The 20,654-nt window shown below is 51.8% G+C and carries 19 protein-coding genes; 16 read left to right on the top strand and 3 right to left on the bottom strand.

Annotated elements, in window-relative coordinates; translation table 11 throughout:
- Positions 1-6: 6 nt before the first annotated feature.
- From GCU44_RS12115 to GCU44_RS12070, 10 genes are all read left to right on the top strand, one after another.
- Positions 7-1,212 carry a DUF5009 domain-containing protein gene (locus GCU44_RS12115; protein ID WP_154856638.1) on the top strand — a complete coding sequence of 402 codons (1,206 nt, stop codon included), beginning with the start codon at positions 7-9 and terminating at the stop codon, positions 1,210-1,212.
- Between the two features lie 22 nt (positions 1,213-1,234).
- The gene (locus tag GCU44_RS12110) at positions 1,235-2,356 is read left to right on the top strand and encodes a family 20 glycosylhydrolase (protein WP_154856637.1); all 1,122 of its coding nucleotides are present in this window, start codon (positions 1,235-1,237) and stop codon (positions 2,354-2,356) included.
- Between the two features lie 30 nt (positions 2,357-2,386).
- Positions 2,387-3,520: an acyltransferase family protein gene (locus GCU44_RS12105; protein ID WP_154856636.1), complete on the top strand. Its 1,134-nt coding sequence runs from the start codon at positions 2,387-2,389 to the stop codon at positions 3,518-3,520.
- Positions 3,521-3,600: 80 nt separating this feature from the next.
- The gene (locus GCU44_RS12100; RefSeq protein ID WP_092176531.1) at positions 3,601-3,864 is read left to right on the top strand and encodes a DUF4235 domain-containing protein; all 264 of its coding nucleotides are present in this window, start codon (positions 3,601-3,603) and stop codon (positions 3,862-3,864) included.
- Between the two features lie 255 nt (positions 3,865-4,119).
- Positions 4,120-4,491: a hypothetical protein gene (locus GCU44_RS12095; protein WP_154856635.1), complete on the top strand. Its 372-nt coding sequence runs from the start codon at positions 4,120-4,122 to the stop codon at positions 4,489-4,491.
- Positions 4,492-4,727: 236 nt separating this feature from the next.
- A complete protein-coding gene (locus GCU44_RS12090) occupies positions 4,728-6,017 on the top strand; it encodes an aminopeptidase P family protein (protein ID WP_154856634.1) in 1,290 nt (429 codons plus the stop codon).
- A 9-nt stretch (positions 6,018-6,026) separates the two neighbouring features.
- The gene (locus GCU44_RS12085; RefSeq protein WP_154856633.1) at positions 6,027-6,515 is read left to right on the top strand and encodes a hypothetical protein; all 489 of its coding nucleotides are present in this window, start codon (positions 6,027-6,029) and stop codon (positions 6,513-6,515) included.
- Positions 6,516-6,762: 247 nt separating this feature from the next.
- A complete protein-coding gene (locus tag GCU44_RS12080) occupies positions 6,763-7,473 on the top strand; it encodes an energy transducer TonB (RefSeq protein WP_154856632.1) in 711 nt (236 codons plus the stop codon).
- Between the two features lie 121 nt (positions 7,474-7,594).
- Entirely contained in the window at positions 7,595-7,825 is a 231-nt protein-coding gene (locus GCU44_RS12075; protein WP_092176521.1) for a VF530 family protein, read from the top strand.
- Positions 7,826-8,013: 188 nt separating this feature from the next.
- Positions 8,014-9,480: a Gfo/Idh/MocA family protein gene (locus GCU44_RS12070; RefSeq protein ID WP_154856631.1), complete on the top strand. Its 1,467-nt coding sequence runs from the start codon at positions 8,014-8,016 to the stop codon at positions 9,478-9,480.
- Positions 9,481-9,534: 54 nt separating this feature from the next.
- Here the strand turns inward: GCU44_RS12070 and GCU44_RS12065 are convergent, their stop codons facing one another.
- Entirely contained in the window at positions 9,535-10,641 is a 1,107-nt protein-coding gene (locus GCU44_RS12065) for a hypothetical protein (RefSeq protein ID WP_154856630.1), read from the bottom strand.
- A gap of 58 nt (positions 10,642-10,699) precedes the next feature.
- Complete coding sequence (locus tag GCU44_RS12060) at positions 10,700-12,067, bottom strand: Gfo/Idh/MocA family protein (protein WP_154856629.1); 1,368 nt, start codon at positions 12,065-12,067, stop codon at positions 10,700-10,702.
- A gap of 155 nt (positions 12,068-12,222) precedes the next feature.
- Between GCU44_RS12060 and GCU44_RS12055 the strand changes: the two genes are divergently transcribed.
- The 6 genes from GCU44_RS12055 to GCU44_RS12030 all read left to right on the top strand — a co-directional run bounded on the left by GCU44_RS12055 (position 12,223) and on the right by GCU44_RS12030 (position 19,995).
- Positions 12,223-13,383, top strand: coding sequence for a sialidase family protein (locus tag GCU44_RS12055; RefSeq protein WP_154856628.1), 1,161 nt, complete (start codon positions 12,223-12,225; stop codon positions 13,381-13,383).
- Positions 13,380-14,600, top strand: coding sequence for an FG-GAP repeat domain-containing protein (locus tag GCU44_RS12050; RefSeq protein ID WP_154856627.1), 1,221 nt, complete (start codon positions 13,380-13,382; stop codon positions 14,598-14,600). The genes GCU44_RS12055 and GCU44_RS12050 overlap by 4 nt, the downstream gene beginning before the upstream one ends.
- 131 nt (positions 14,601-14,731) lie before the next feature.
- A complete protein-coding gene (locus GCU44_RS12045; RefSeq protein WP_206670835.1) occupies positions 14,732-16,330 on the top strand; it encodes a fucose isomerase in 1,599 nt (532 codons plus the stop codon).
- Positions 16,315-17,490, top strand: a complete 1,176-nt coding sequence (locus GCU44_RS12040; protein WP_241684930.1) for a sialidase family protein — start codon at positions 16,315-16,317, stop codon at positions 17,488-17,490. Before GCU44_RS12045 ends, GCU44_RS12040 begins: the two co-directional genes overlap by 16 nt.
- 56 nt (positions 17,491-17,546) lie before the next feature.
- The gene (locus tag GCU44_RS12035; RefSeq protein ID WP_154856625.1) at positions 17,547-18,488 is read left to right on the top strand and encodes a dihydrodipicolinate synthase family protein; all 942 of its coding nucleotides are present in this window, start codon (positions 17,547-17,549) and stop codon (positions 18,486-18,488) included.
- Positions 18,489-18,507: 19 nt separating this feature from the next.
- Positions 18,508-19,995, top strand: a complete 1,488-nt coding sequence (locus GCU44_RS12030) for a sodium:solute symporter (protein WP_154856624.1) — start codon at positions 18,508-18,510, stop codon at positions 19,993-19,995.
- On the opposite strand, the gene GCU44_RS12025 is transcribed toward GCU44_RS12030, so the two are convergent.
- Positions 19,996-20,652 (bottom strand): MCP four helix bundle domain-containing protein, encoded by a 657-nt coding sequence (locus GCU44_RS12025; RefSeq protein WP_092176501.1) that lies wholly within the window; start codon positions 20,650-20,652, stop codon positions 19,996-19,998.
- Positions 20,653-20,654: the final 2 nt, after the last annotated feature.

Below are 20,654 nucleotides of genomic sequence, written 5' to 3'. Positions count from 1 at the left end.
CAGTAAATGGAGGCCGCAGCTGCACCGGTGACTAGCCGAAACCATGCGATCGATGTTTTTCGGGCGCTAACCATGATGTTGATGATTTTTGTCAACGACCTGTGGACCCTTCGCGGTGTGCCCGAGTGGTTGCTGCACGTGCCTGCCGGGGTAGACGGAATGGGCCTGTCAGACGTGGTTTTCCCCGCTTTTTTATTTATTGTGGGATTGTCCATTCCACTTGCCATCAATAACCGGTGGAAAAAGGGCGAAAATACCTCCCAAATTCTGTTGCATATAGTGAGCAGATCCCTGGCGCTGCTGATCATGGGGGTGTTTCACGTCAACCTGGAGTCCTACCAGGCCGAAGGAGCCCTGTTGCCCAAAGCGGTGTGGCAGATACTACTTACCCTGTCCTTTTTCCTGATCTGGCTGGACTACCCAAAAGTGCCGGAGAAACAACGGAGGAAGTGGGTAGGAAAAACCCTGGGATGGGGATTGTTGGTTTTTTTGGCAGCCAGCTATCAGGGAGGCGCGGGCGATGCGCCCATTTGGATGGGCTTTTACTGGTGGGGGATATTGGGATTAATTGGCTGGGCTTACCTAATTGCATCCCTGGTTTACCTTCTCAGCCGGGGGAAACAGGTTTGGATAGGCCTGGCATTTCTGCTCTGCATGGGGTTCAGTGTGCTGGCAAAGTTGGATATGCTGGCGTTTTTACAGGTAATCAAACCCTATATTTGGCTCATTGACGATGGGGCGACGCCAGCCTTAGCATTGGCGGGCATTTTGGTAAGCGGGTTTTACCGGGACCAGTTCAAACAAGGCAGGCAGGACCACTTTTGGTTCGTCCTTTCCGGCTTGGCGGCGGTATTCCTTTTTCTTGGTCTGGCGAGTAGACCCCTGTGGGGCATTCACAAGATTGGTTCTTCCCCATCCTGGGTATTGATTTGTATTGCGATTAGTATGGCTGTTTTTGGCCTGTTGATTGTCCTGGTCGAGCAGTACAAGAAGAAGCATTGGTTTGACGGAATACGGGCGGCCGGGACCAGTACGCTGACCTGTTATTTGCTTCCCTACATCCATTATGGGCTGTTGAGCATTACGGGGCTTGTTTTGCCCGAGGTGTTGCGGACCGGACTGCCTGGGATATTGAAATCCCTGCTATATGCCTGGCTCATCATACAGCTTGCAGGGTTTTTGGAGCGGAGAAAATTGCGTTTAAAAATTTAAATTTACCTTTAAATCGTAAAAAATGAGGCATTCGGTCATTGTATGGGTAAGCAGCTGCCTGGTTTATTTCGTTGCAGGATCCCTGCATGCCCGGCAAACCACGGCAGGCCTGCCGATTCGGGGACTTGCCATTGCTGCTCCGCAGGCGGGAGAGGTGGATTCCTTTGTAGCCTTCATGGAGCAGGTACTGGCACCGCGGGGCGTCAATACCTTGCTGTTGCGGGTGGATTTTAATTATGCCTACGAATCGCATCCGGAATTGCGTAACGAGGACGTGCTTTCGAAAACCGAGGTAAAAAAACTCGTGGCTGCGGCCGCCCGTCATGGGATCAAACTCATCCCCCAGATCAATTTGTTGGGGCATCAATCCTGGGCGTCCAGCCTGGGCAACTTGTTGGCGATGTACCCTGAATTTGACGAAACCCCGCATGTGCAACTTCCGGAGGAATACGAATGGCCGAATCCGGATGGGCTTTACTGCAAAAGTTACTGCCCCCTGCATCCGGAGGTCCACGGCGTGGTGTTTGACCTGGTCGATGAGATTGTGGAGGTATTCGAAACGGATGCCTTTCATGCGGGGATGGACGAGGTCTTTTACATTGGAGACGATCGGTGTCCCCGCTGCAACGGAAGAGACAAGGCCGAGCTTTTTGCCGGAGAAGTGACCCGCATACGCAATCACCTTAGCCGGACAAATACACGGCTTTGGATTTGGGGAGACCGGCTGATTGATGGCAAGACCACGGGAATTGGCATGTGGGAAGCCAGCATGAACAATACGCACCGGGCCATTGACCTGATTCCAAAAGATGTGGTCATTTGCGATTGGCATTACGAGCGCCCGGATCAAACGCCCGTACTTTTTGCCATGAAAGGCTTTGACGTGATTAGCTGTTCCTGGCGGAAGCCTGAGGTTGGTGAGATGCAAGTGGAGGATATGTATCGCTACCGAAGGTACCAAACGCCCGAGTTGAAGGACCGGTTCCAGGGGGTGATGTTGACCGTCTGGTCGGGCGCTGCTTCGTTTATGGAAGGATATACCCGGTACACGGAATCCGAGAATCCCGGGGAGGAAGCGCAGGAGCAGCCATGGGTAACCTTTATTCGAATGTTTGATACAATAGACCGGTTGTCCGGTAGTTAATTTCCACAACCTCAAAGCCAATTCTACGCCATGAATCCATTGCAGCAATCGACTCGCTACCAATCCCTGGATGTACTCCGTGGGCTCACCGTCGCCCTGATGATCGTGGTCAACACGCCCGGCAGTTGGTCTACCAATTTTGCCCCTTTTCTGCATGCTCCCTGGCACGGATTGACCATTACGGACCTCGTTTTTCCATCGTTTTTGTTTGTGGTAGGAAATGCCATGAGCTTTAGCCTGGCGAGGTTACGCGACCGGGGAGGGGCGATTTACTTTAAAAAAGTGATCCGAAGAACGGCCATTATTTTTCTGATCGGGCTGTTGCTTACGGCCTTTCCGTTTTTTCGAATCATAGACGGGAATCCCGTGCCGTATGATTTTACTTCCATCCGTGTACTGGGGGTGTTGCAGCGCATTGCCCTTTGTTACGGCATAGCAGCCACCTTGGTATACTTTCTAAGCCTCCGGACGTGCCTGGCCATCGCCGCGGCGACTTTGCTCGGGTATTGGGGCCTGATGTTTTTCTTTGGGGATCCGGGTGCGGATCCCTATTCCCTGGAGGGAAATGCCGCCAGAAAACTGGATCTTTGGCTGATCGGCGCGGGAAATCTGTACCGGGGCGAGGGGATACCCTTTGACCCGGAGGGCTTGTTGAGTACCCTTCCCGCGGTGGTGAACGTGCTGGCAGGCTATGCCGTGGGGCTTTTTATCAAACGGCAAGGGGCACAGGTACAAACGGTAGTGCGCCTACTGGCACTGTCAGTCCTGCTATTGGTCGTTGGCTACGCCTGGGATCTCCTTTTTCCCATCAATAAGAAGATATGGAGCAGTTCCTTTGTTCTGGTATCCGTGGGTTACGTCACGGCCCTTCTTGGGTTGCTTGTCTATCTTTTGGAGATCAAAAATTGGAAAAGCTGGGCCTACTTCTTTGAGGTTTTTGGTAGAAACCCCCTGCTTCTTTACGTGCTTTCGGGAGTTTTGGTACGGATCCTGCTCATGGTTCCCGTGAAGGGGTCTTCCCTGAAAAACTGGATCTATGAGGGCTTTTTCACCGGGATTTTACCCCCAAAAACAGCGAGTTTATCGTTCGCACTTGCATTTATGCTGCTTATTTGGCTGGTCGGCTGGATAATGGATAAGCGAGGGGTGTACATCAAAGTATAACCCCTTTTGATGGTCTCGATTGCGCTAAACTGGCACGATTTTCCCAGTGTATTTGTCAGCAGTTGTAAACCATTCATCACATGAAGACCGACGATAAAAAATTCATCCAATCCCTGGCCATTTCTGGCCTGACACTGGCAGGTGGTTACCTTATCCGGAAAGGGCTGGAAAAGTCCTGGGAAAAAACCACAGGAAAAACACCACCAACGAGCCCTTACCGTCCGGAAAACTCGATGAAAGAGGTCATGGCCTGGGCGGTGGCGACGGGGATTTTGGTAAGTGTTTCCAAAGTACTTCTGGACTGGGCCTTTTCGGCAGGCACGGATACATTGGTAGACGATTGACCCTGGCCGATCATCTTTTACTGAAAATACTGGGAATTTTCCGTAAAAATGGGTGGTATTGATTGTAAATCAGTGAATTACTTCTTTCAGAATGGGTAATTGTGCGGTAAATGGGGAGAATTCCTGACCTCATCGGGTAGGTGTTTCGCACCGATTCCCGACTAAACCCAAGATGCCCCATGAAAAAGTTGCTGGTATTTTTCTTCTTTCTGTCAAGCCTGCTGCCGTTAATCGCTCGGCAGGTACAGGTGGCAGGTGGCAGAGCCGGAATTTTCCGGTATCGTTCTTCTGGTTAGGACCGAGCAGCTAGGAGAACCGCTGGAAAAGCAAAAAGCGTCTACCGGGTCAAAAGCCAGTGTTGGGTTGGCCCTGTTTGGGGTGTCGAAAGCGAAAGGCATGAATCTGGTCGATAGGGCAAAGAGTCCTGTGAGAACCGAAGCTGGTGAAAATGTCCGTTTGCTGGTCAAAGCAGACCAAAACACCCGGGACCCCATCGAAATCATACATGTGTTTTTACTTGAGTCCGACCCGGATAAAAACCGACGATTAATTACCACAGGCACCGTTAATTTTAATAAAACTACTGCCGCGGATATTGATTTTATTCCATTTACCGCCTCAAAATAGGAAAGTTCGTCCTACTTATTGGAAATAGAGGCTTTACCTCCCGGCGAATATGCAGTCACGTTGGACGGTTCGCGGGATGTATTCAATCTTTTTGGGGTGGATGCCAGGTAAGGCAAATCCGCAAAAAAGCAGGTTCCGAAGTCATTTACTTTCTACGAGGGATTTCTTTTAAATACCCGGTAAATTCAATGTGCCGGGCGGGTATATTTTTTACCTTTGCAAAAACCGATGACCACATGAGATACCAACCGGCTCCCGCCTCGCTTTACAAGAAGAACCGTAAAAAAATCGAGAATAAGCTGCCGTCTAAGGCTATTGCCGTCTTTCATTCCAACGATATACTGCCTACCAACGCAGACGGAACCATGAGATTCCGGCAAAACAACGACTTGCTCTACCTGTGTGGTGTCGACCAAGAAGAAACCGTATTGGTGATTTGCCCGGACTTCCCCGATCCTAATCTAAGGGAAATCCTGTTTATAAAGCCTACGAGTGAACACATTGCCGTATGGGAAGGGCCTAAATTGACCAAAGCGGAGGCCACTTCCCTTTCGGGAATCCGTACCGTGAAGTGGACAACGGATTTTGAACAGATCTTCCACACCTTAATGGCGCTTAGCAAGCACGTATTTCTCAATACAAACGATCACTTGCGTGCCGATGTCACCGTAGAAACCCGGGATGCCCGGTTTATCAAATCCTGCAAGGAACGCCACCCCCTGCACGAATACCACCGCGTTTCGCCCATGATGCATGCCTTTCGTAGCGTAAAGGAGCCGGAGGAAATCGCCCAACTTCAAAAAGCCTGTGACCTAACGGAACAGGCCTTTCGGCGGGTGTTGGCCTTTGTGAAGCCGGGAGTCCGGGAATACGAGATCGAAGCCGAGTTTGTACACGCGTTCGTGAAATCCGGCAGTCGTGGCTTTGCCTACGAACCCATCATTGCCTCGGGAAAAAACGCCTGTGTGCTGCATTACATCGAAAACAACGAGGTTTGCCAGGACGGAGACCTGGTGCTTTTTGACGTAGGCGCAGAATACGGTAATTACAACGCCGATATGAGCCGCACCTTGCCGGTCAGCGGCCGATTTAGCAAACGGCAACGACAGGTGTACGATGCCGTGCTGCGGGTACAGCGGGAGGCGATGAACCTGTTGCGGCCAGGAATAACCATACAAGCCTATCATAAAGAAGTGGGACTGATCGTGCAATCCGAGTTGGTGAGCCTGGGTCTGCTTGACCAAACCGATATCCGCAATCAGGATCCGGAAAACCCTGCCTACAAGACCTATTTTATGCATGGAACGTCCCACCACCTGGGATTGGACGTTCACGATGTCGGCACCATGTACGAGCCCCTGCAGGCGGGTATGGTGCTTACGGTAGAGCCGGGGATTTACATTCCGCAGGAAGGAATGGGCATTCGGTTGGAAAACAATATCGTGATTGGAGACAACGGGTACACCGATTTGATGGAAAATATTCCCATTGATCCCGAAGAAATCGAAACCCTGATGAACGCCTAACCCCATCCATTGGAACCAATCGATCTGAACGAACAATCCCCGGATGCCATTCGGGAATTCAAGGCCGGCCTGAAAAAAGAGGCGTTGGATAGCCTGCAGCAAAAGAAAGAAGAACTGCAAACGCAGCTTTTGGCGCTGCAGGAAGCGGCTTCGACCGATACAAAAAGTAGTGCCGGCGATAAATACGAGACGGGAAGGGAAAGCATTCGGCAGAGCCGCACCTTGCTCGAAAAGCAATGGCAGACCCTTGCGCAGTGGGAATCCGCAGTGCAGAAACTCTCGGTGGAACCGGCGTTCATCGTCCGCGAAGGAGCCCTGGTTGTACTGGATATTGGGTGGGTCTGGGTATCTGCTTCGTTTGGGAAAATGGTCTTCCGTAGCCAAGAAATTCAGGGCGTTAGCAGCGCCTCCCCATTGGTGCAAGCCTTAAAAGGCAAGAGAAAAGGAGAAACTGCATTTTTCCGAGGCAAAGCGATTGAAGTCAGGGGGGTAATGTAGAATAAGAAGAAAAAATTTATTTTTCCGAATAAAATTTTATTTTTTAATTGAAATACCGCTTAATGGCATGGTCCTTGGGAGTTACCTATCCGAACTAGAAAAGCACTCTGGTTGCTAATTTGGTTAGTTTGTACCGGCCACAGGTAAAACTACCCAATTGTATTTTCCATCGGAGTGCCCGGCCAGGTCCGTATTCAAGGCTCTGGTTGGATGATGAATAGATTTTAGAACCAAAAAAAGCAATGTCATGAAAACGTTACACAATGCAATGAAATTAGTATCCATACCTGTCACCCTTCTGTTTGTATTTATGCTCAGCGCCGGGGCACAAGCGCAACAGGACGACAGCAAACTGTCCGGCAGCGAATTAGAGCGTATGCAAGATCGGAACATGAATTACATGTTTCAGATCAATGAAATCATCAAGGACTATCCGGCGTTTTCCTACTCCTATAAGATGAAGGATGGAGAACTAGATGACGTAGTAGTTACCGGTGTGGACAATGAAATTGACCGGAAGAAATTGGAAGTGATCATGTTTGATCTGAAGAGCAATCGAAATAAGATGAAGAGTAAAGCCAACCGGATGGGCGTATTTTACTCGGTGGACGAAGAAGCCGATTTCGAGGGGGGAGAAGAAGCCCTACGCACTACGGTTCTAAGTAACCTGGAATATCCGGAGACCGCCAAAAATTGGGGATTGGAAGGAACGATTTTCGTGAAGTTCGTAATTGATGAGAATGGAGAAATTCCTTTTGCGACGACTACCAGCAATATCGAAACTTCCATGGAACGCTACCTGAAAGACATGGAAGCGCAAGCCATTAAAGCGATCAAAGCTACCTCCGGGGAATGGGAACCTGCAGAAGTGGAGAACGTTGAAGTCGCTTCGCTGTCGGTTTTACCCATAACCTTTGATTTCGAGAAAAATCCCACGCTTCCTGCCTTAATCAGGTAAGGACAGGTACACGTACCAACACCTATACGGGCAATTTCAGGAAGACAATTCCTGAATTGCCCGTATTTTTTTTACAAGCGTTCGCTAGGAGAAACTGCCCGGAACACTTATTTTTATTGGAATGAAAGACAAGTCAGCCTCCCAACCCGCTAATCCGCTCCACGGAGTTCGATTGGAAGATATGGTCGTACATTTGCAGGAAACCTATGGGTGGGAAGCGTTAGGTAGGCGGATTCGCATTCGGTGCTTCACCCACGATCCTTCTGTCAAGTCCAGTCTAACTTTTTTGCGGAAGACACCTTGGGCCAGGGCTAAAGTGGAGCAACTGTACCTGGAATCGATTGAAAAATGATCGGTCGACAAGCAATCGAAGACAGGGGTATGTTAGTTCATCCCTGAATTCAACCATTTATGGAAATAACAGCGAGGCAAATTGCCGTAAACGAGGTGCCAGGCGTATATTTTTGATGCCCAGATTTAAAAAGTACCGCAAATTTTACATACATTAAGTTTTTATCCAATCAATAAGTTGAAATAACCATGAAATCACCAAAGAAAGAAAAATCGGATCCCGGCAGGCGATCTTTTATTAAGAATGCGGCGATTGCCTCTTCCATCATTTTTGTTCCTCGCCACGTGTTGGGAGGAGTGGGGTATACGGCGCCCAGCGATCAGCTAAATCTCGCTGCCATCGGTGCGGGGGGAAAGGGCGCCAGCGATATTAAAAACGCATCGGTCAATGGCCGGGAGCGGGTAGTTGCCCTCTGTGACGTTGATTTTTCGGGTTCTGCTTCCCGCTCCGTAGAGAATTTTCCCAATGCCAAACGGTACAGCGATTACCGGGAGATGCTCGATAAGGAAAAGGACATCGACGCGGTGACCATTTCTACACCGGACCATGTACACGGCCCTGCCGCTGCCTATGCCATGGAGCGTGGCAAACACGTATACGTGCAGAAGCCCATGACGCATAATATCCGGGAGGCGAGAATGCTGACCGAAATGGCGCGAACGAACAAAATCGTCAGCCAAATGGGAAATCAGGGTGGCTCCAATCCACTGTTGGACATGGTGCAAAAATGGGTTGATGACGACAAAATTGGCAAGGTATCCAAGGTTCAGGTTTGGACCAACCGTCCCGTATGGCCACAGGGAATTCCTTTTCCGGAGCCAGCTCCCGCCAAAAAGCCGGACGATTTGGCATGGGACCTGTGGTTGGGACCTGCCGAGTACATTCCCTACACCCCAAATCTCCACCCCTTCAACTGGCGGGGATGGTGGGATTACGGAACCGGCGCTCTCGGTGATGTGGGCTGCCACCTGATCGACATTCCCTTCCGTACCCTTGGTTTGAAGTACCCAACGGATGCGGAATGCAGCGTGGCCTCCATATACACCGATATGTGGACGGCAGATTATTATCCCAAAGGCTGTCCTCCTGCTTCTTTTATCACCTTGCATTTTGACGAGACGGTCAAAAGCCGTGCACCCATTGAGATGACCTGGAGTGATGGGGGGATTCGTCCTTCCCACCCCGATATCATCCCTGCAGACGACGATATTGGCGGGAAAAACAGCGCCAATGGGGTGCTGATCATTGGAGAGAAGGGGATCATTTCTACCAATATCAACGATAGCTCGCCGCTTATGCCCAAGTTGTACCTAAACGACGGCACCACCGAATTTGGTCCGGAGGTAGAGAAAAACGACGAGCCTGAATACGGTCACCAGCGCAGATGGGTGGACGCTTGCAAGGCGGGATTCAACAGCCCCGAACACAAGGCGCTTACCTCCTCCTTTGACTATGCCGGCCCCATGACCGAGACGGTCCTGATGGGCAACCTGGCCATCCGAAGCTACATGCTTCGTAGAGAAAACAGCAAGGGACAGGCCGAGTTTTTTGGCCGTAAAAAGCTGTTGTGGGACGGAGAAAACATGCGCATCACCAATTTGGAAGAAGCCAATCAGTTTGTGGGAAGAACCTACCGCGAAGGCTTCAAGGTTTAAACAGACAAACGTTGCCATTTATAAACCCACCGGACATCTGACCGGTGGGTTTTTTTAATACCCCGTGATTTCCCGAAGCAGGGCAAAAAAGTCTCTTTTTCGGTCTGATCCCGTACTCCAGTCTACGGGTACGCTCTGATAGCCTTGTTCGAAGCCCTCGCCCTCCATTCGGAAATCAAAGAAACCCCAGGAAGCTCCGGCTGATACCGCCGCTATGAAATTGTTCCAGTCCTTATCGAAGTCAAAATGATCGTCCTCGTTGAATACAATGGGCATGTCCCGGTAGCCCTCCACCGATTTGGTTTTACGTACCATTTCCACGATCTGGTCCGGATCCGATACGCCGTTGCCATGGATGAGGAGAAAATCGGCCGCCTTCACCACATTGGGTAAGGGAATAAATCCGCCTCCATAGCTGGTGCTGACGAGATAGCGAAAGCCGTTTTTTTCGTTGGCTTTCACGCGTAGGATCAATTCGTGTACCCGGTCCGGTTGCAAGATCTCGTGGGTATAGCGAACGTTGCACTCGTTATTTACTTCGATAAGTACGTGTTTGTAGGCCTGCATGTGTAGCCAGTTCAGGATATTGTCTACCGCCCGGATGACAGCCGCCTCATCCGCCAGGCGGTGGTCCTGTCCAAAATAGAACAATCCCAGAATGGGCACCATCTCCAGCCGCTCCGCTTCGTCCAGGATTTTCTTCAGCCGTTGCAGATAGGCAGGCCGCAATTCTCCGCTTGCCGTGAATGCGGAATTGTGCCAGGGTTGATTCCGGCTGTAGCCTTCGGGGCTTCCTCCCTGAAGGTTTAGCGTAAACGACAACAGGCCATGGGCTTTCCATTCGGCCATGTTCGCAACAAATTCCCGGGTATTGCGGTCGGGATCCCACACTTCGGTATCCGGGTACTTCCACCGATTCACCGTTTCTGGATTCAGGTCGTCAAAAATCCCCTGCACCATGCGGCTATTCATGAGCAGGCCTTCGATGGCGTGGCCTTTCCAGGTTCTCTCGGGATAGGTGGGGCGGCCGTTGATGTAGAATTTTTCTCCCGTTATCGCCACAGTTGTTTGGGCTACAGCCTGGGAGACTGGATAGCTGAGCAGCCCGAATGACAGGCAAAGCACACCCACAAAGCAAATATATGAAGAATTGCGTATCATGGTTTGGTTCGATTGGGTATGAGAAAAGGCCTGTCCTTGTTGAACAGGCCGGTTGGTATTACACAAAGTTGGGATCCGGATGCTGATAGGGAGCCCGGTAAGGGCGCCGCAGCAAGCGCGTGGCCTCCTCATCGCCGATCACCATTCGTTTTTCGGGATCGTATGCCAGGGGTCGGCCCAGTTCCATGGACATGTTTGCCAGAATACAACTGGCAGTAGAAATATGGCCTTCTTCCACGTCAGCGACCGGGCGTCCGCCCTCTTCGATGGCCCGTAGAAAATCCCGCATGTGATCCCGGGTAGCGGGGGCTGCGTGGAGTTCAATGTCTTTTTCGTTTAGATCTTCCGGGTAGCGTTCCCGTTCGTAGACTACGTCTCCTTTGATCACCTCACCCCCTCCCTGAGGAATAAATTCGTACTTCATGACGGAAGCTTTAAGGGTTCCTTTATCCCCATAAATTTTGTAGGCCCAGGGATATTCCGGATCCTGGGGAGTACCCCAGGAGCGGTGGGTCCACACGCAATCCAGTTCATCGTAATGAAAGGTTGCCGTCTGGGTATCGGCAGTGGTGGATTTTCCGCCTTTTTGCACGTAGATTCCTCCGGTAGCAAACACACTTTTGGGCCAGCCCAGACCCAGGGTCCACCGTACCGCGTCAAACATGTGCACACACATATCGCCGGTAATGCCGTTGCTGTACTCCATCATGGTACGCCACCAACGGCGGTGCGGAAGCCCGTCGAAGGGCCTCATGGGACCCGGACCTACCCATAGCTCGTAATCGAAAAAATCGGGTACCGGTTGCACCTCCGGTTCCCCGTTGGCCCGCATGTGGTAGTAGCAGCACATTTCGGCATGGGATACTTTGCCCAACAAGCCCTTGTCCACGATGTTCTTTTTTGCCTCCACCAGATGGGGGGTGCTCCGGCGTTGGGTGCCGATCTGCACCACCTTGTTGTGTTTGCGTGCCGCTGCCAGGATGGCTTCCCCTTCGATCACGTCTACACTGATGGGTTTCTGTAAATATACGTGGGCACCCGCCTGTATGGAGTCAATGGTCTGCAGGGCATGCCAATGGTCCGGACTGCCTACCAGTACGATGTCCAGTTCGTTTTCCTCCAGCATTTGCCGGTAATGCGTGTATTTTTTTGGCGTATTTCCCGAGGTCTGCCGTTGGCTGACCAGTACGGCGGCTTCGTCCAGCAGGTTTTGGTCGGGATCTGCCAGGGCCAGGACCTCTACCTCGGCCACCTGAATCAATCGGAATAAATCACTTTTCCCATACCAGCCAGTTCCGATCAATCCGACTTTGTAGGGAGATTTTCGTGCCCTCCAGGGCATGGCCTGTACCCCCACACTGGTCAGCGCCATGAGGGCAGTACTACTTTTGATGAATTTTCTTCTGTTTACGTGTAACGGGTCCATTGCAAAATTTATGTTTTTCCAGATTAAGGAATGAATATAGAAAATTAATCCCTCAGAATACGTGTTTTTGTAAGGAACGGTCACATTTAACGGAAATTTCTTTCAAAGCGGAAAATCTTGGTGTATTTTTCAGCAGTAGACCGAATAAACCCCGCATGAAACCAAAAATAACCGCAGCCTTCTTTCTTTCAGGCCTTTTTTATGTGATTTTCCCCTCCCTGGCACAGGAAAACCGCGCCTACTTGCAGGCTCCCGAAGTGTATCTCAAAGGTAGCTACGCACCGCGACACCAGCCGGATCAACGTCGATTTTCCGGTATCCCCAGCCTGGCTCTTACAGGGGACGGGCAGCAAATGTGGTCGGTTTGGTACGCCGGACCGAGTCCCGGGGAAGACGAAAACAATTACGTGGTGCTGGCCCACAGCAAAGACGCCGGCAATAGCTGGGAAGAGCTGCTGGTGATCGATCCGGATGGACCCGGAGCAGTCCGGGCCTTTGATCCGGAGATATGGATGGATCCAACGGGCAGATTATGGGTATTCTGGGCCCAAACCATCGGGATGGACGGTACCGAGGCGGGCGTTTGGGCCATGACAGCCGATCTGGATTCCGAAGGCGGAGCCACCTGGTCCACTCCCCAACGGCTGACGGATGGCATTATGATGTGTAAGCCCACGGTATTGCGTACCGGGGAATGGGCTTTGCCAGCCTCGACCTGGCGATTGACTGACAACAGTGCCCGAATGGTGGTATCCGCAGATCGTGGAAAAACCTGGCAGCTAAAGGGCGCCATTCACGTGCCGCCAGCAAACCGGGTCTACGACGAACACCAATTTGTAGAAAAAAAAGACGGGAGGATTTGGGCCCTGCTTCGCACCAATTACGGCATCGGCGAAAGCTATTCCACGGACCAGGGAGCGCGTTGGTCTCCGGTGCAGCCCTCCTTGTTTGCCCACCCAAGTGCCCGGTTTTTTATTCGCCGCCTCCATTCCGGAAACCTACTTTTGGTAAAGCACGGTCCACTGACCCAACGCACCGGGCGATCCCACCTGATGGCCTTTGTTTCCCGGGACGATGGGCTTACCTGGTCCCGTGGACTGTTGCTGGACCAACGCCCCGGTGTCTCTTATCCGGATGGACAGCAGGCGGAAGACGGAACCATTCACCTGGTGTACGACCGCGATCGGACAGGAGAACGGGAAATCGTGCAGGTCTCTTTCCGAGAAGCGGACATTTGGGATAGCGCCCACGACGAAGCCTTGTACCGGGTGTTTACTTCCCGAAAAATCATCAGTAGCAAATCAAAAACCGAATGAAGACTGGCATACGGCTAAGCGAATTAGTGGTTCTGGCGTTTTTTCCGCTGGCGGGCCTTGCTCAGGAGGAGCAGGGTTTTGCGGATACTACTCCCTGGATCCGGCATACGATCGACAATACCTCCCTTGGCTCGGACGGTACCAAAACCGCCGATGTCAACGGTGACGGCAAGTTGGACCTGGCGGTAGGCTGGGAAGAAGGCGGGGTGGCCCGTCTGTACCTGCAGCCAGCAGACCCCAGGCAGCCCTGGCCGTACGTGGAGGTACCGGCACCGGATGTGGAGGATGCGTTTGCCGCCGATTTGGACGGGGACGGGCAAATGGACCTGATCACCTGTTCGGAAGGAGATCATCAGCGAGTGACCATTCACTGGGCTCCTGCTGACCCGGAAAAATACCTGGATTCGAAAGCCTGGCGGTCCGAAGATATTCCAGTTACCCTGGGTACGACCCGCTGGATGTTTGGCAGGGCCGTGGATGTGGATGGTATCCATGGTCTGGATTTGCTCGTCGGATCCAAGGATCCCAACGGGACCGTGGGCTGGCTGGAGGCGCCGGTAGATCCGCGAAACATGGAGGGTTGGGTGTACCACGAGATTTCTCCTGCGGGTTGGATCATGTCCATCGAATGGGTGGACATGAACGGAAACGGCACACCCGACGTGTTGATTACGGATAGGAAAGGTTCCCTGCGTGGCCTCCGCTGGTTTGAAAATCCGGGTGCGTCCGGAGTTCGTGGCGCCTGGAGGCCTCATTTGCTGGGCGTGCGATCCGGTGAACCCATGTTTTTGGGTCTGGAACCCGATACGGGTGCCTCGCCACAGGCCATTGTTGTTGCGGATCTGCTTGGAGGCTGGACGCAGTTTTACCGGCAGGGGAAGCAGTGGCTTTGGGAGCAGCAGGCTTATCCGGAAGGTCTGGGAACCCGGGGCAAATCGGCCCTGTTGACCGATCTGGATCAGGATGGGAAAATGGATCTGGTGCTCTCCTTTGAAGGGGCCCTGGGAAAATCCGGGCTGGCTGCGCTGATGGATTTTCGGTCGGATTCCCCGGGACTGTTGGACATTAGCGGAGCAGCAGGCGTCAAATACGATTTTGTCACGGCAATCGACCTGGATGGAGACGGAGACCTGGACCTGGTTACTTCCGAGGAAACGGCCGCAGACGGAAGCAAAAAGGGTCTGGGAGTAATTTGGTACGAAAACCCACTGAAATAAGCCGGTGACCGGCCGCAAATTTTTTGGTCAGGCATGGGCCTGATTGGAAGAATTCGGCGTAGTATTCCCAAGCAGGAAGAAGAATCACTCAAGGTACCGGCATGTACGGAAGCAAATAACTAAAAATGCATATGATAGACGAAATTTACCTGATTGCGAGTGGCGACCTGCGATTGGCTGCCAACCAAACTTGTTGGCCGGCGCAGGAAGAAATGGAGGAAAAGCTGGTGCGCGTTTTCAGCGAACTGGGGGTGCGGGTAATCCGCGCTCATCCCTATGACGCCGAAAAAGGGCATGGTTTCATCGATTCCCAGAAAATGGGCATGCAGGTTTTTCGCGACCTGGATCCGGCGAAGCCCCTGGTCGTGGCCGAAAGTGTCTGGCAGTATTCCCACCACGTCTTGGCAGGATTAACGACGCATAAGGGACCGATTTTGACACTGGCCAATTGGGACGGGCAATGGCCTGGCCTGGTGGGAATGCTAAACCTGAATGGATCGCTTACCAAAGCCAGCGTGTCCTATTCCAGCCTTTGGAGTCGGGATTTTAGCGACGACTTTTTTCTCAATGGCCTGAAGGAGTGGATTCACTCCGGAAAAGTGACCCATGACCTTGGTCATGTACGGGACTTTGACACTGCAGCTTTTCCAAATGGACCCGCCGAAACGGGTCGTCGTTTTGCCCGGGAATTTCGGAAACAGAAGGCCATTATGGGCGTGTTTGACGAGGGCTGCATGGGCATGTTCAACGCCATTATTCCGGATCATTTGCTGCATCCCACCGGCGTCTTCAAAGAACGGCTAAGCCAGTCTACGCTCTATGCCGCCATGAAAACGGTTACGGAGGAAGAGGCAGCGCAGGTGCTGGATTGGTTACTGGACCGGGGGATGACCTTTGTCTGGGGATCGGATCCCGCCACGGAGCTCACCAAAGCGCAAACCCTGGAGCAGTGCAAGATGTACATTGCCGCCCTGCGGCTTGCGGAGGAATTTGGCTGCGATACCATCGGTATTCAGTACCAGCAAGGATTAAAGGATTTAGCGCCTGCCAGCGATTTGGCGGAGGGGCTGCTGAATTGTACGGAACGACCGCCAGTCCTGGGACGGGACGGGAAGGAAATCCATCCAGGAAAAGCGCTTCCCCATTTCAATGAGGTGGACGAATGTGCCGGACTGGACAGCCTGCTGACCTACCGCCTTTGGGAAAAACTGGGCATGCAAGGGGACAATACCCTGCATGATCTCCGCTATGGGGAGGACTACCCGCTTGCAGGAGGAGATGCCTTTGTCTGGGTCTTTCTGATTTCCGGGGCGGCTCCGGCCTCGCATTTTGCAGGAGGATATGCCGGGGCAAGTAGCGAACGGCAGCCCCCCATGTATTTTCACCTGGGCGGAGGCAGCCTCAAGGGCGTTAGCAAACCCGGGCACATTGTCTGGAGCCGTGTGTACATCATGAACGACCGGCTGCACTGCGACCTGGGTACGGGAGAGGTTGCCGAATTACCTGCCGAGGAAACCCAACGCCGTTGGGACCTGACCACCCCCCAATGGCCCATCATGCACGGGGTATTGGATGGCGTGAGCAGGGATCAAATGATGGCGCGGCACAAGGCCAACCACATTCAGGTGGTCTACGCGACCAGTAAAGAAAAAGCGCTGGAGGCATGCCTTGCAAAAGCCGCAGCCATGGACGAACTAGGAATAAAAACAGCATTATGTGGTATCGAGTAAAAATGGTTTTCGCAACGGTTACGGGGGCTTCCGCAATGGCCCTGACATTGGTTGGTTGTGGATCCGGGGAGAATACTTCCCAATCCCGGCAAGAACAGGAGGCAAACGACATTACGGGAAACTACTACCTACCGCCCAAAGCCGAGGTCGGTGAAGGGGCACTGGTACATGCGGAGTTGATTTATCCGCTGGACAACCGGCCCACGCCTCAGGTACATGCTTCCACGTTGGTGGAGACACCGGCAGGTATCGTGGCCGCCTTTTTTTCCGGAACCCATGAGCGCAATCCGGACGTAGGTATCCGGGTAAGCCATTTGGAAAACGGTACCTGGTCCTGGCCCGAAGAAGTGGCCAATGGCGTGCAAAACGACACCTTGCGGTACCCTTGCTGGAATCCCGTGCTTTTTCAGCCGGAGGAGGGACCGTTAATGTTGTTTTACAAGGTGGGGCCTACCCCCCGGGATTGGTGGGGAATGCTGATTACCTCCGAAGACAACGGCAAAACCTGGTCTGCTCCCAGCAGGTTGGGCGAGCACCCGGCGATTGGCCCCCTGCTGGGTCCTGTCAAAAACAAGCCGGTACAGCTGGAAGACGGCACGATAATCAGCCCTTCCAGTACGGAAGTGGAATCGGATGGGGAAACCTTCTGGAAAGTGCATTTTGAAATTAGCAAGGACCGGGGAAAAACCTGGCAGGTGGTCGGACCCATCAATGATGGGGTGGCATTTGATGCCATTCAGCCCAGTGTGTTGCTGCATGAAGACGGCGCCTTGCAAGTCCTTTGCCGGACGCGGCAAAATGTCATCGCTGAAAGCTGGTCCAGGGATCAGGGTCAGACCTGGTCGGAAGTGGAGGCGACCTCCTTACCCAATCCCAACTCGGGGACGGATGCCGTGACGCTGCAAGACGGAAGACACCTGTTGATCTACAACCACAGCACCAAAGAAGGAGCGGAGCCCAACGGTAGAAACATCCTCAACCTGGCCATTTCGGATGATGGCAAAACCTGGCATCCCTTCATGACCTTGGAAAATGAACCCAATAATGCGGGGTACAGCTATCCGGCCATCATACAAGCCGAAGACGGCATGGTGCACCTTTCGTACACCTACGACCGCATATCGGTGAAATACGCAGTCATCGATCCATCAAAAATATAAGAAATTTCCCAACGAATCCTGATTTTTAAACGCCCTACGAAGTAGGAATAACACACATGCAACGAGACTTACTCAATCAACCACTTCGGGGGATCATTCCCCCGGTCGCCACGCTATTACAGGATGACACCCGCCTGGATACAGAAGGTATGTCCAAACTTCTGGCCCACCTCATGGAGGGTGGCGTGCAGGGATTGTTTATTCTGGGCACCACGGGAGAATGCACCAACCTTTCCTACGATCTTCGACGGGAATTGATACAGCTGACTTGTAGGGAAGTAGACCAACGCCTCCCGGTGCTGGTAGGTGTGACCGACACCTCTTTTCATGAAAGCCTGCGGTTGGCAGGGGTTGCCCGGGATGCCGGCGCCGATGCCGTGGTGGCAGCGCCTCCGTATTACTTTGGATTGGGAGAGCGCGAAATCCTGGCCTACTTTACAAAATTGGCCGACGAGTTGCCCTTACCGCTCTACCTGTACAACATGCCCTCCCATACCAAAACCATGTTGAGTCAAGCGAACGTTGTCGAGCTTTCCCAGCACCCGAATATTTTGGGGTTAAAGGATAGTTCGGGTAATGCACCCTACTTCAATGCCATGGTACATGCCTTTCGCAACCGTCCTGATTTTACCCTCCTGGTGGGGCCAGAGGAAATGCTGGCATCCGCGGTACTGATGGGAGGCCACGGGGGCGTGAGCGGAGGAGCAAATATGTTTCCAAAGGTGTACGTAGACCTGTACCAGGCAGCAGCATCCGGTAATTTGGCCGAAATGGCCCGTTTGCAAGATATGGTGATGGAAGTTTCTGCAGAGCTTTACAGCCTGGGAAGTTACGGCTCGAGTTTTCTAAAAGGTTTAAAGGCGGGCTTGCATTTTCTAGGCCTTGGAAATGGCTTCCTGGCTGCCCCACTGACGGCTTTCGAAGGGGCACAGCTGGAGGAAATACGGGAAAAGTTGCCCCAACTGGCTGCTTACCGCTATTGCACTAACCCTATATAAGTTCAAATTCAGGTAAGGTATGAATCTACCCATTATTGATCTAGTTGTTTTTTTATCCTACATGCTGGCGATTGTCTTGTTTGGAGCTTCGTTTTATTTCAAAAAACGCTCTTCGGAGGACTTTATCACGGGAGGAGGAAAGCTTCCGTCCTGGGCAATCGGCATGTCCATTTTTGCTACGTTTGTCAGTAGCATCAGTTTTTTGGCCTTGCCGGGCAACGCCTACCTTTCCAATTGGAATGGGTTTGTCTTTAGTCTTTCCATTCCCATTGCCGCCATTTTGGCGGTGAAATTCTTTGTACCTCTTTACCGGGGTATAAAAAGTCCCTCGGCTTACTATTACCTGGAGACTCGCTTCGGCGCCTGGGCCAGAACGTATGCCTCCATCTGCTACCTGTTGACGCAGCTGGCACGGATGGGGGCTATCATGTATTTGCTCGCGCTACCAATGAATGTGCTTTTCGGATGGAGTATTCCGGTAATCATTGTCATCACCGGAATCAGCGTGCTAATCTATGCCATCATGGGTGGTTTTGAAGCGGTGATCTGGACCGATGCCATTCAGGGGATCATATTGATCAGCGGAGCGGTGGCCTGTTTGGGTATTATCTTTTTTTCCATGCCCGAAGGTCCCGGACAGGTGTTTGCCATTGCCTCCGCCCACAATAAATTTAGCCTCGGGAGTTTTGGGTTTAGCTTTTCGGAAGCCACCTTTTGGGTCATTCTGATCTATGGCCTGTTTATCAATTTGCAAAATTTTGGTGTAGACCAGAACTACGTACAGCGGTATTTGAGCGCCAAAACGGACAAAGAGGCGGTAAAATCCACCCTTTTGGGTAGTTTATTGTACGTACCGGTATCCTTGTTGTTTTTCTTTATCGGCACGGCCTTGTTTGCCTACTATCAGGCCCTGCCGGATCTGTTGCCGGTGGAGTTTAGGGGTAGCGAACAGGCCGATAAGGTATTTCCTTACTTTATCGTCAATGGATTGCCGGTAGGGATGACTGGCTTATTGATTGCTTCCATCTTTGCGGCCGGGATGAGTACCATTTCTACCAGTATCAACAGTTCGGCAACGATCATTCTAACCGATCACTTCAAAAAGTACCTCTCGCCGGACTTACAGGAAAAAGCAGAAATGAAGGTATTGGTAATCGCTTCCCTGGTGATGGGCTTTCTCAGCATCGTGATTGCCATTGCCTTCAACGGGGTAACGAGTGCCCTGGATGCCTGGTGGGCACTTTCTGCCATCTTCAGTGGTGGAATTTTGGGATTGTTTTTGTTGGGATTTATTGGCAAAAACATCCGCCAAAAATATGCCGCCATTGGCGTGGTTTTGGGGGTATCGCTTATCGGTTGGATGAGTTTATCTCCGGTAGTCCTGGAGGAAGGGGCCACCTTTAGAAGCCCCTTTCACGCAAACCTGACGATTGTTTTCGGCACCCTGGTTATCTTTCTGGTAGGATTTCTCCTATCTGCGCTGGCCAATCGGAAAAATGCGCGTTAGTTAAGCCGTTTCTTCTTTTTTGCGGATGGCTCGGGAAGAATAGATCAGCATGCTGATGATGATGAGCAGGACAAACAATACGGCGTATTCGAATTGCATCCAGATATCGGATCGGGCTTTGATGCGGTAACTGAGGTTGGTGAGTTTTTCTCCTTCTCTGAGCTGAATCTTTGAAAGCTCCCGCAGGTCATAAAATACCCGCTCAAAGTCCGTGTTAAACTTTTCCACGGTGGTTTGGTAGTTTTGCTCCGATTCTTCCAGGTCGGTAAAATAACTTTCGATTTCAAGCTTTTCCGTAATTAGCGATTTGAATTCTTTCAGATACTCCGACTCTTTGGGTGTGAGGTGTGTTTCTTCGAAGGACGAGATGATGTTCAGAATTTGATCGTGGTAATCCATTACCTGTTTCTTCACCGAAAGGTATTGCTCCAGGGATTCGGTATCGGCTACCAGTAATCGCATGCGGAAAAGGAGTTCGGTGATGTTGAAAATATAGTCCTGAACGACCAGCCGGTCTTCGTAGACCGAGACAAAGGAGGCTTCCAATTCATCGACGTTGCTTTTGTCCACGAGACTTTTTGCAAAAATCAGAAACAAAACCAATGACAGCGCAATCGCTATCTTGATTTTAAAGGCTTTAAACGAGCTATCATTCATTT

It is taken from the genome of Cyclobacterium xiamenense, from assembly GCF_009467825.1.
GTDB lineage: Bacteria > Bacteroidota > Bacteroidia > Cytophagales > Cyclobacteriaceae > Cyclobacterium > Cyclobacterium xiamenense.
This window is presented reverse-complemented; position numbering and strand designations above follow the sequence as displayed.

Coding starts and splice junctions, on each gene's coding strand:
- GCU44_RS12080 (WP_154856632.1), top strand. CDS start 6,763: ATGAAAACGTTACACAATGCAATGAAATTAGTATCCATACCTGTCACC.
- GCU44_RS12045 (WP_206670835.1), top strand. CDS start 14,732: ATGATAGACGAAATTTACCTGATTGCGAGTGGCGACCTGCGATTGGCT.
- GCU44_RS12115 (WP_154856638.1), top strand. CDS start 7: ATGGAGGCCGCAGCTGCACCGGTGACTAGCCGAAACCATGCGATCGAT.
- GCU44_RS12065 (WP_154856630.1), bottom strand. CDS start 10,641: ATGATACGCAATTCTTCATATATTTGCTTTGTGGGTGTGCTTTGCCTG.
- GCU44_RS12040 (WP_241684930.1), top strand. CDS start 16,315: ATGTGGTATCGAGTAAAAATGGTTTTCGCAACGGTTACGGGGGCTTCC.
- GCU44_RS12110 (WP_154856637.1), top strand. CDS start 1,235: ATGAGGCATTCGGTCATTGTATGGGTAAGCAGCTGCCTGGTTTATTTC.
- GCU44_RS12090 (WP_154856634.1), top strand. CDS start 4,728: ATGAGATACCAACCGGCTCCCGCCTCGCTTTACAAGAAGAACCGTAAA.
- GCU44_RS12105 (WP_154856636.1), top strand. CDS start 2,387: ATGAATCCATTGCAGCAATCGACTCGCTACCAATCCCTGGATGTACTC.
- GCU44_RS12025 (WP_092176501.1), bottom strand. CDS start 20,652: ATGAATGATAGCTCGTTTAAAGCCTTTAAAATCAAGATAGCGATTGCG.
- GCU44_RS12050 (WP_154856627.1), top strand. CDS start 13,380: ATGAAGACTGGCATACGGCTAAGCGAATTAGTGGTTCTGGCGTTTTTT.
- GCU44_RS12070 (WP_154856631.1), top strand. CDS start 8,014: ATGAAATCACCAAAGAAAGAAAAATCGGATCCCGGCAGGCGATCTTTT.
- GCU44_RS12060 (WP_154856629.1), bottom strand. CDS start 12,067: ATGGACCCGTTACACGTAAACAGAAGAAAATTCATCAAAAGTAGTACT.
- GCU44_RS12075 (WP_092176521.1), top strand. CDS start 7,595: ATGAAAGACAAGTCAGCCTCCCAACCCGCTAATCCGCTCCACGGAGTT.
- GCU44_RS12100 (WP_092176531.1), top strand. CDS start 3,601: ATGAAGACCGACGATAAAAAATTCATCCAATCCCTGGCCATTTCTGGC.
- GCU44_RS12030 (WP_154856624.1), top strand. CDS start 18,508: ATGAATCTACCCATTATTGATCTAGTTGTTTTTTTATCCTACATGCTG.
- GCU44_RS12055 (WP_154856628.1), top strand. CDS start 12,223: ATGAAACCAAAAATAACCGCAGCCTTCTTTCTTTCAGGCCTTTTTTAT.
- GCU44_RS12035 (WP_154856625.1), top strand. CDS start 17,547: ATGCAACGAGACTTACTCAATCAACCACTTCGGGGGATCATTCCCCCG.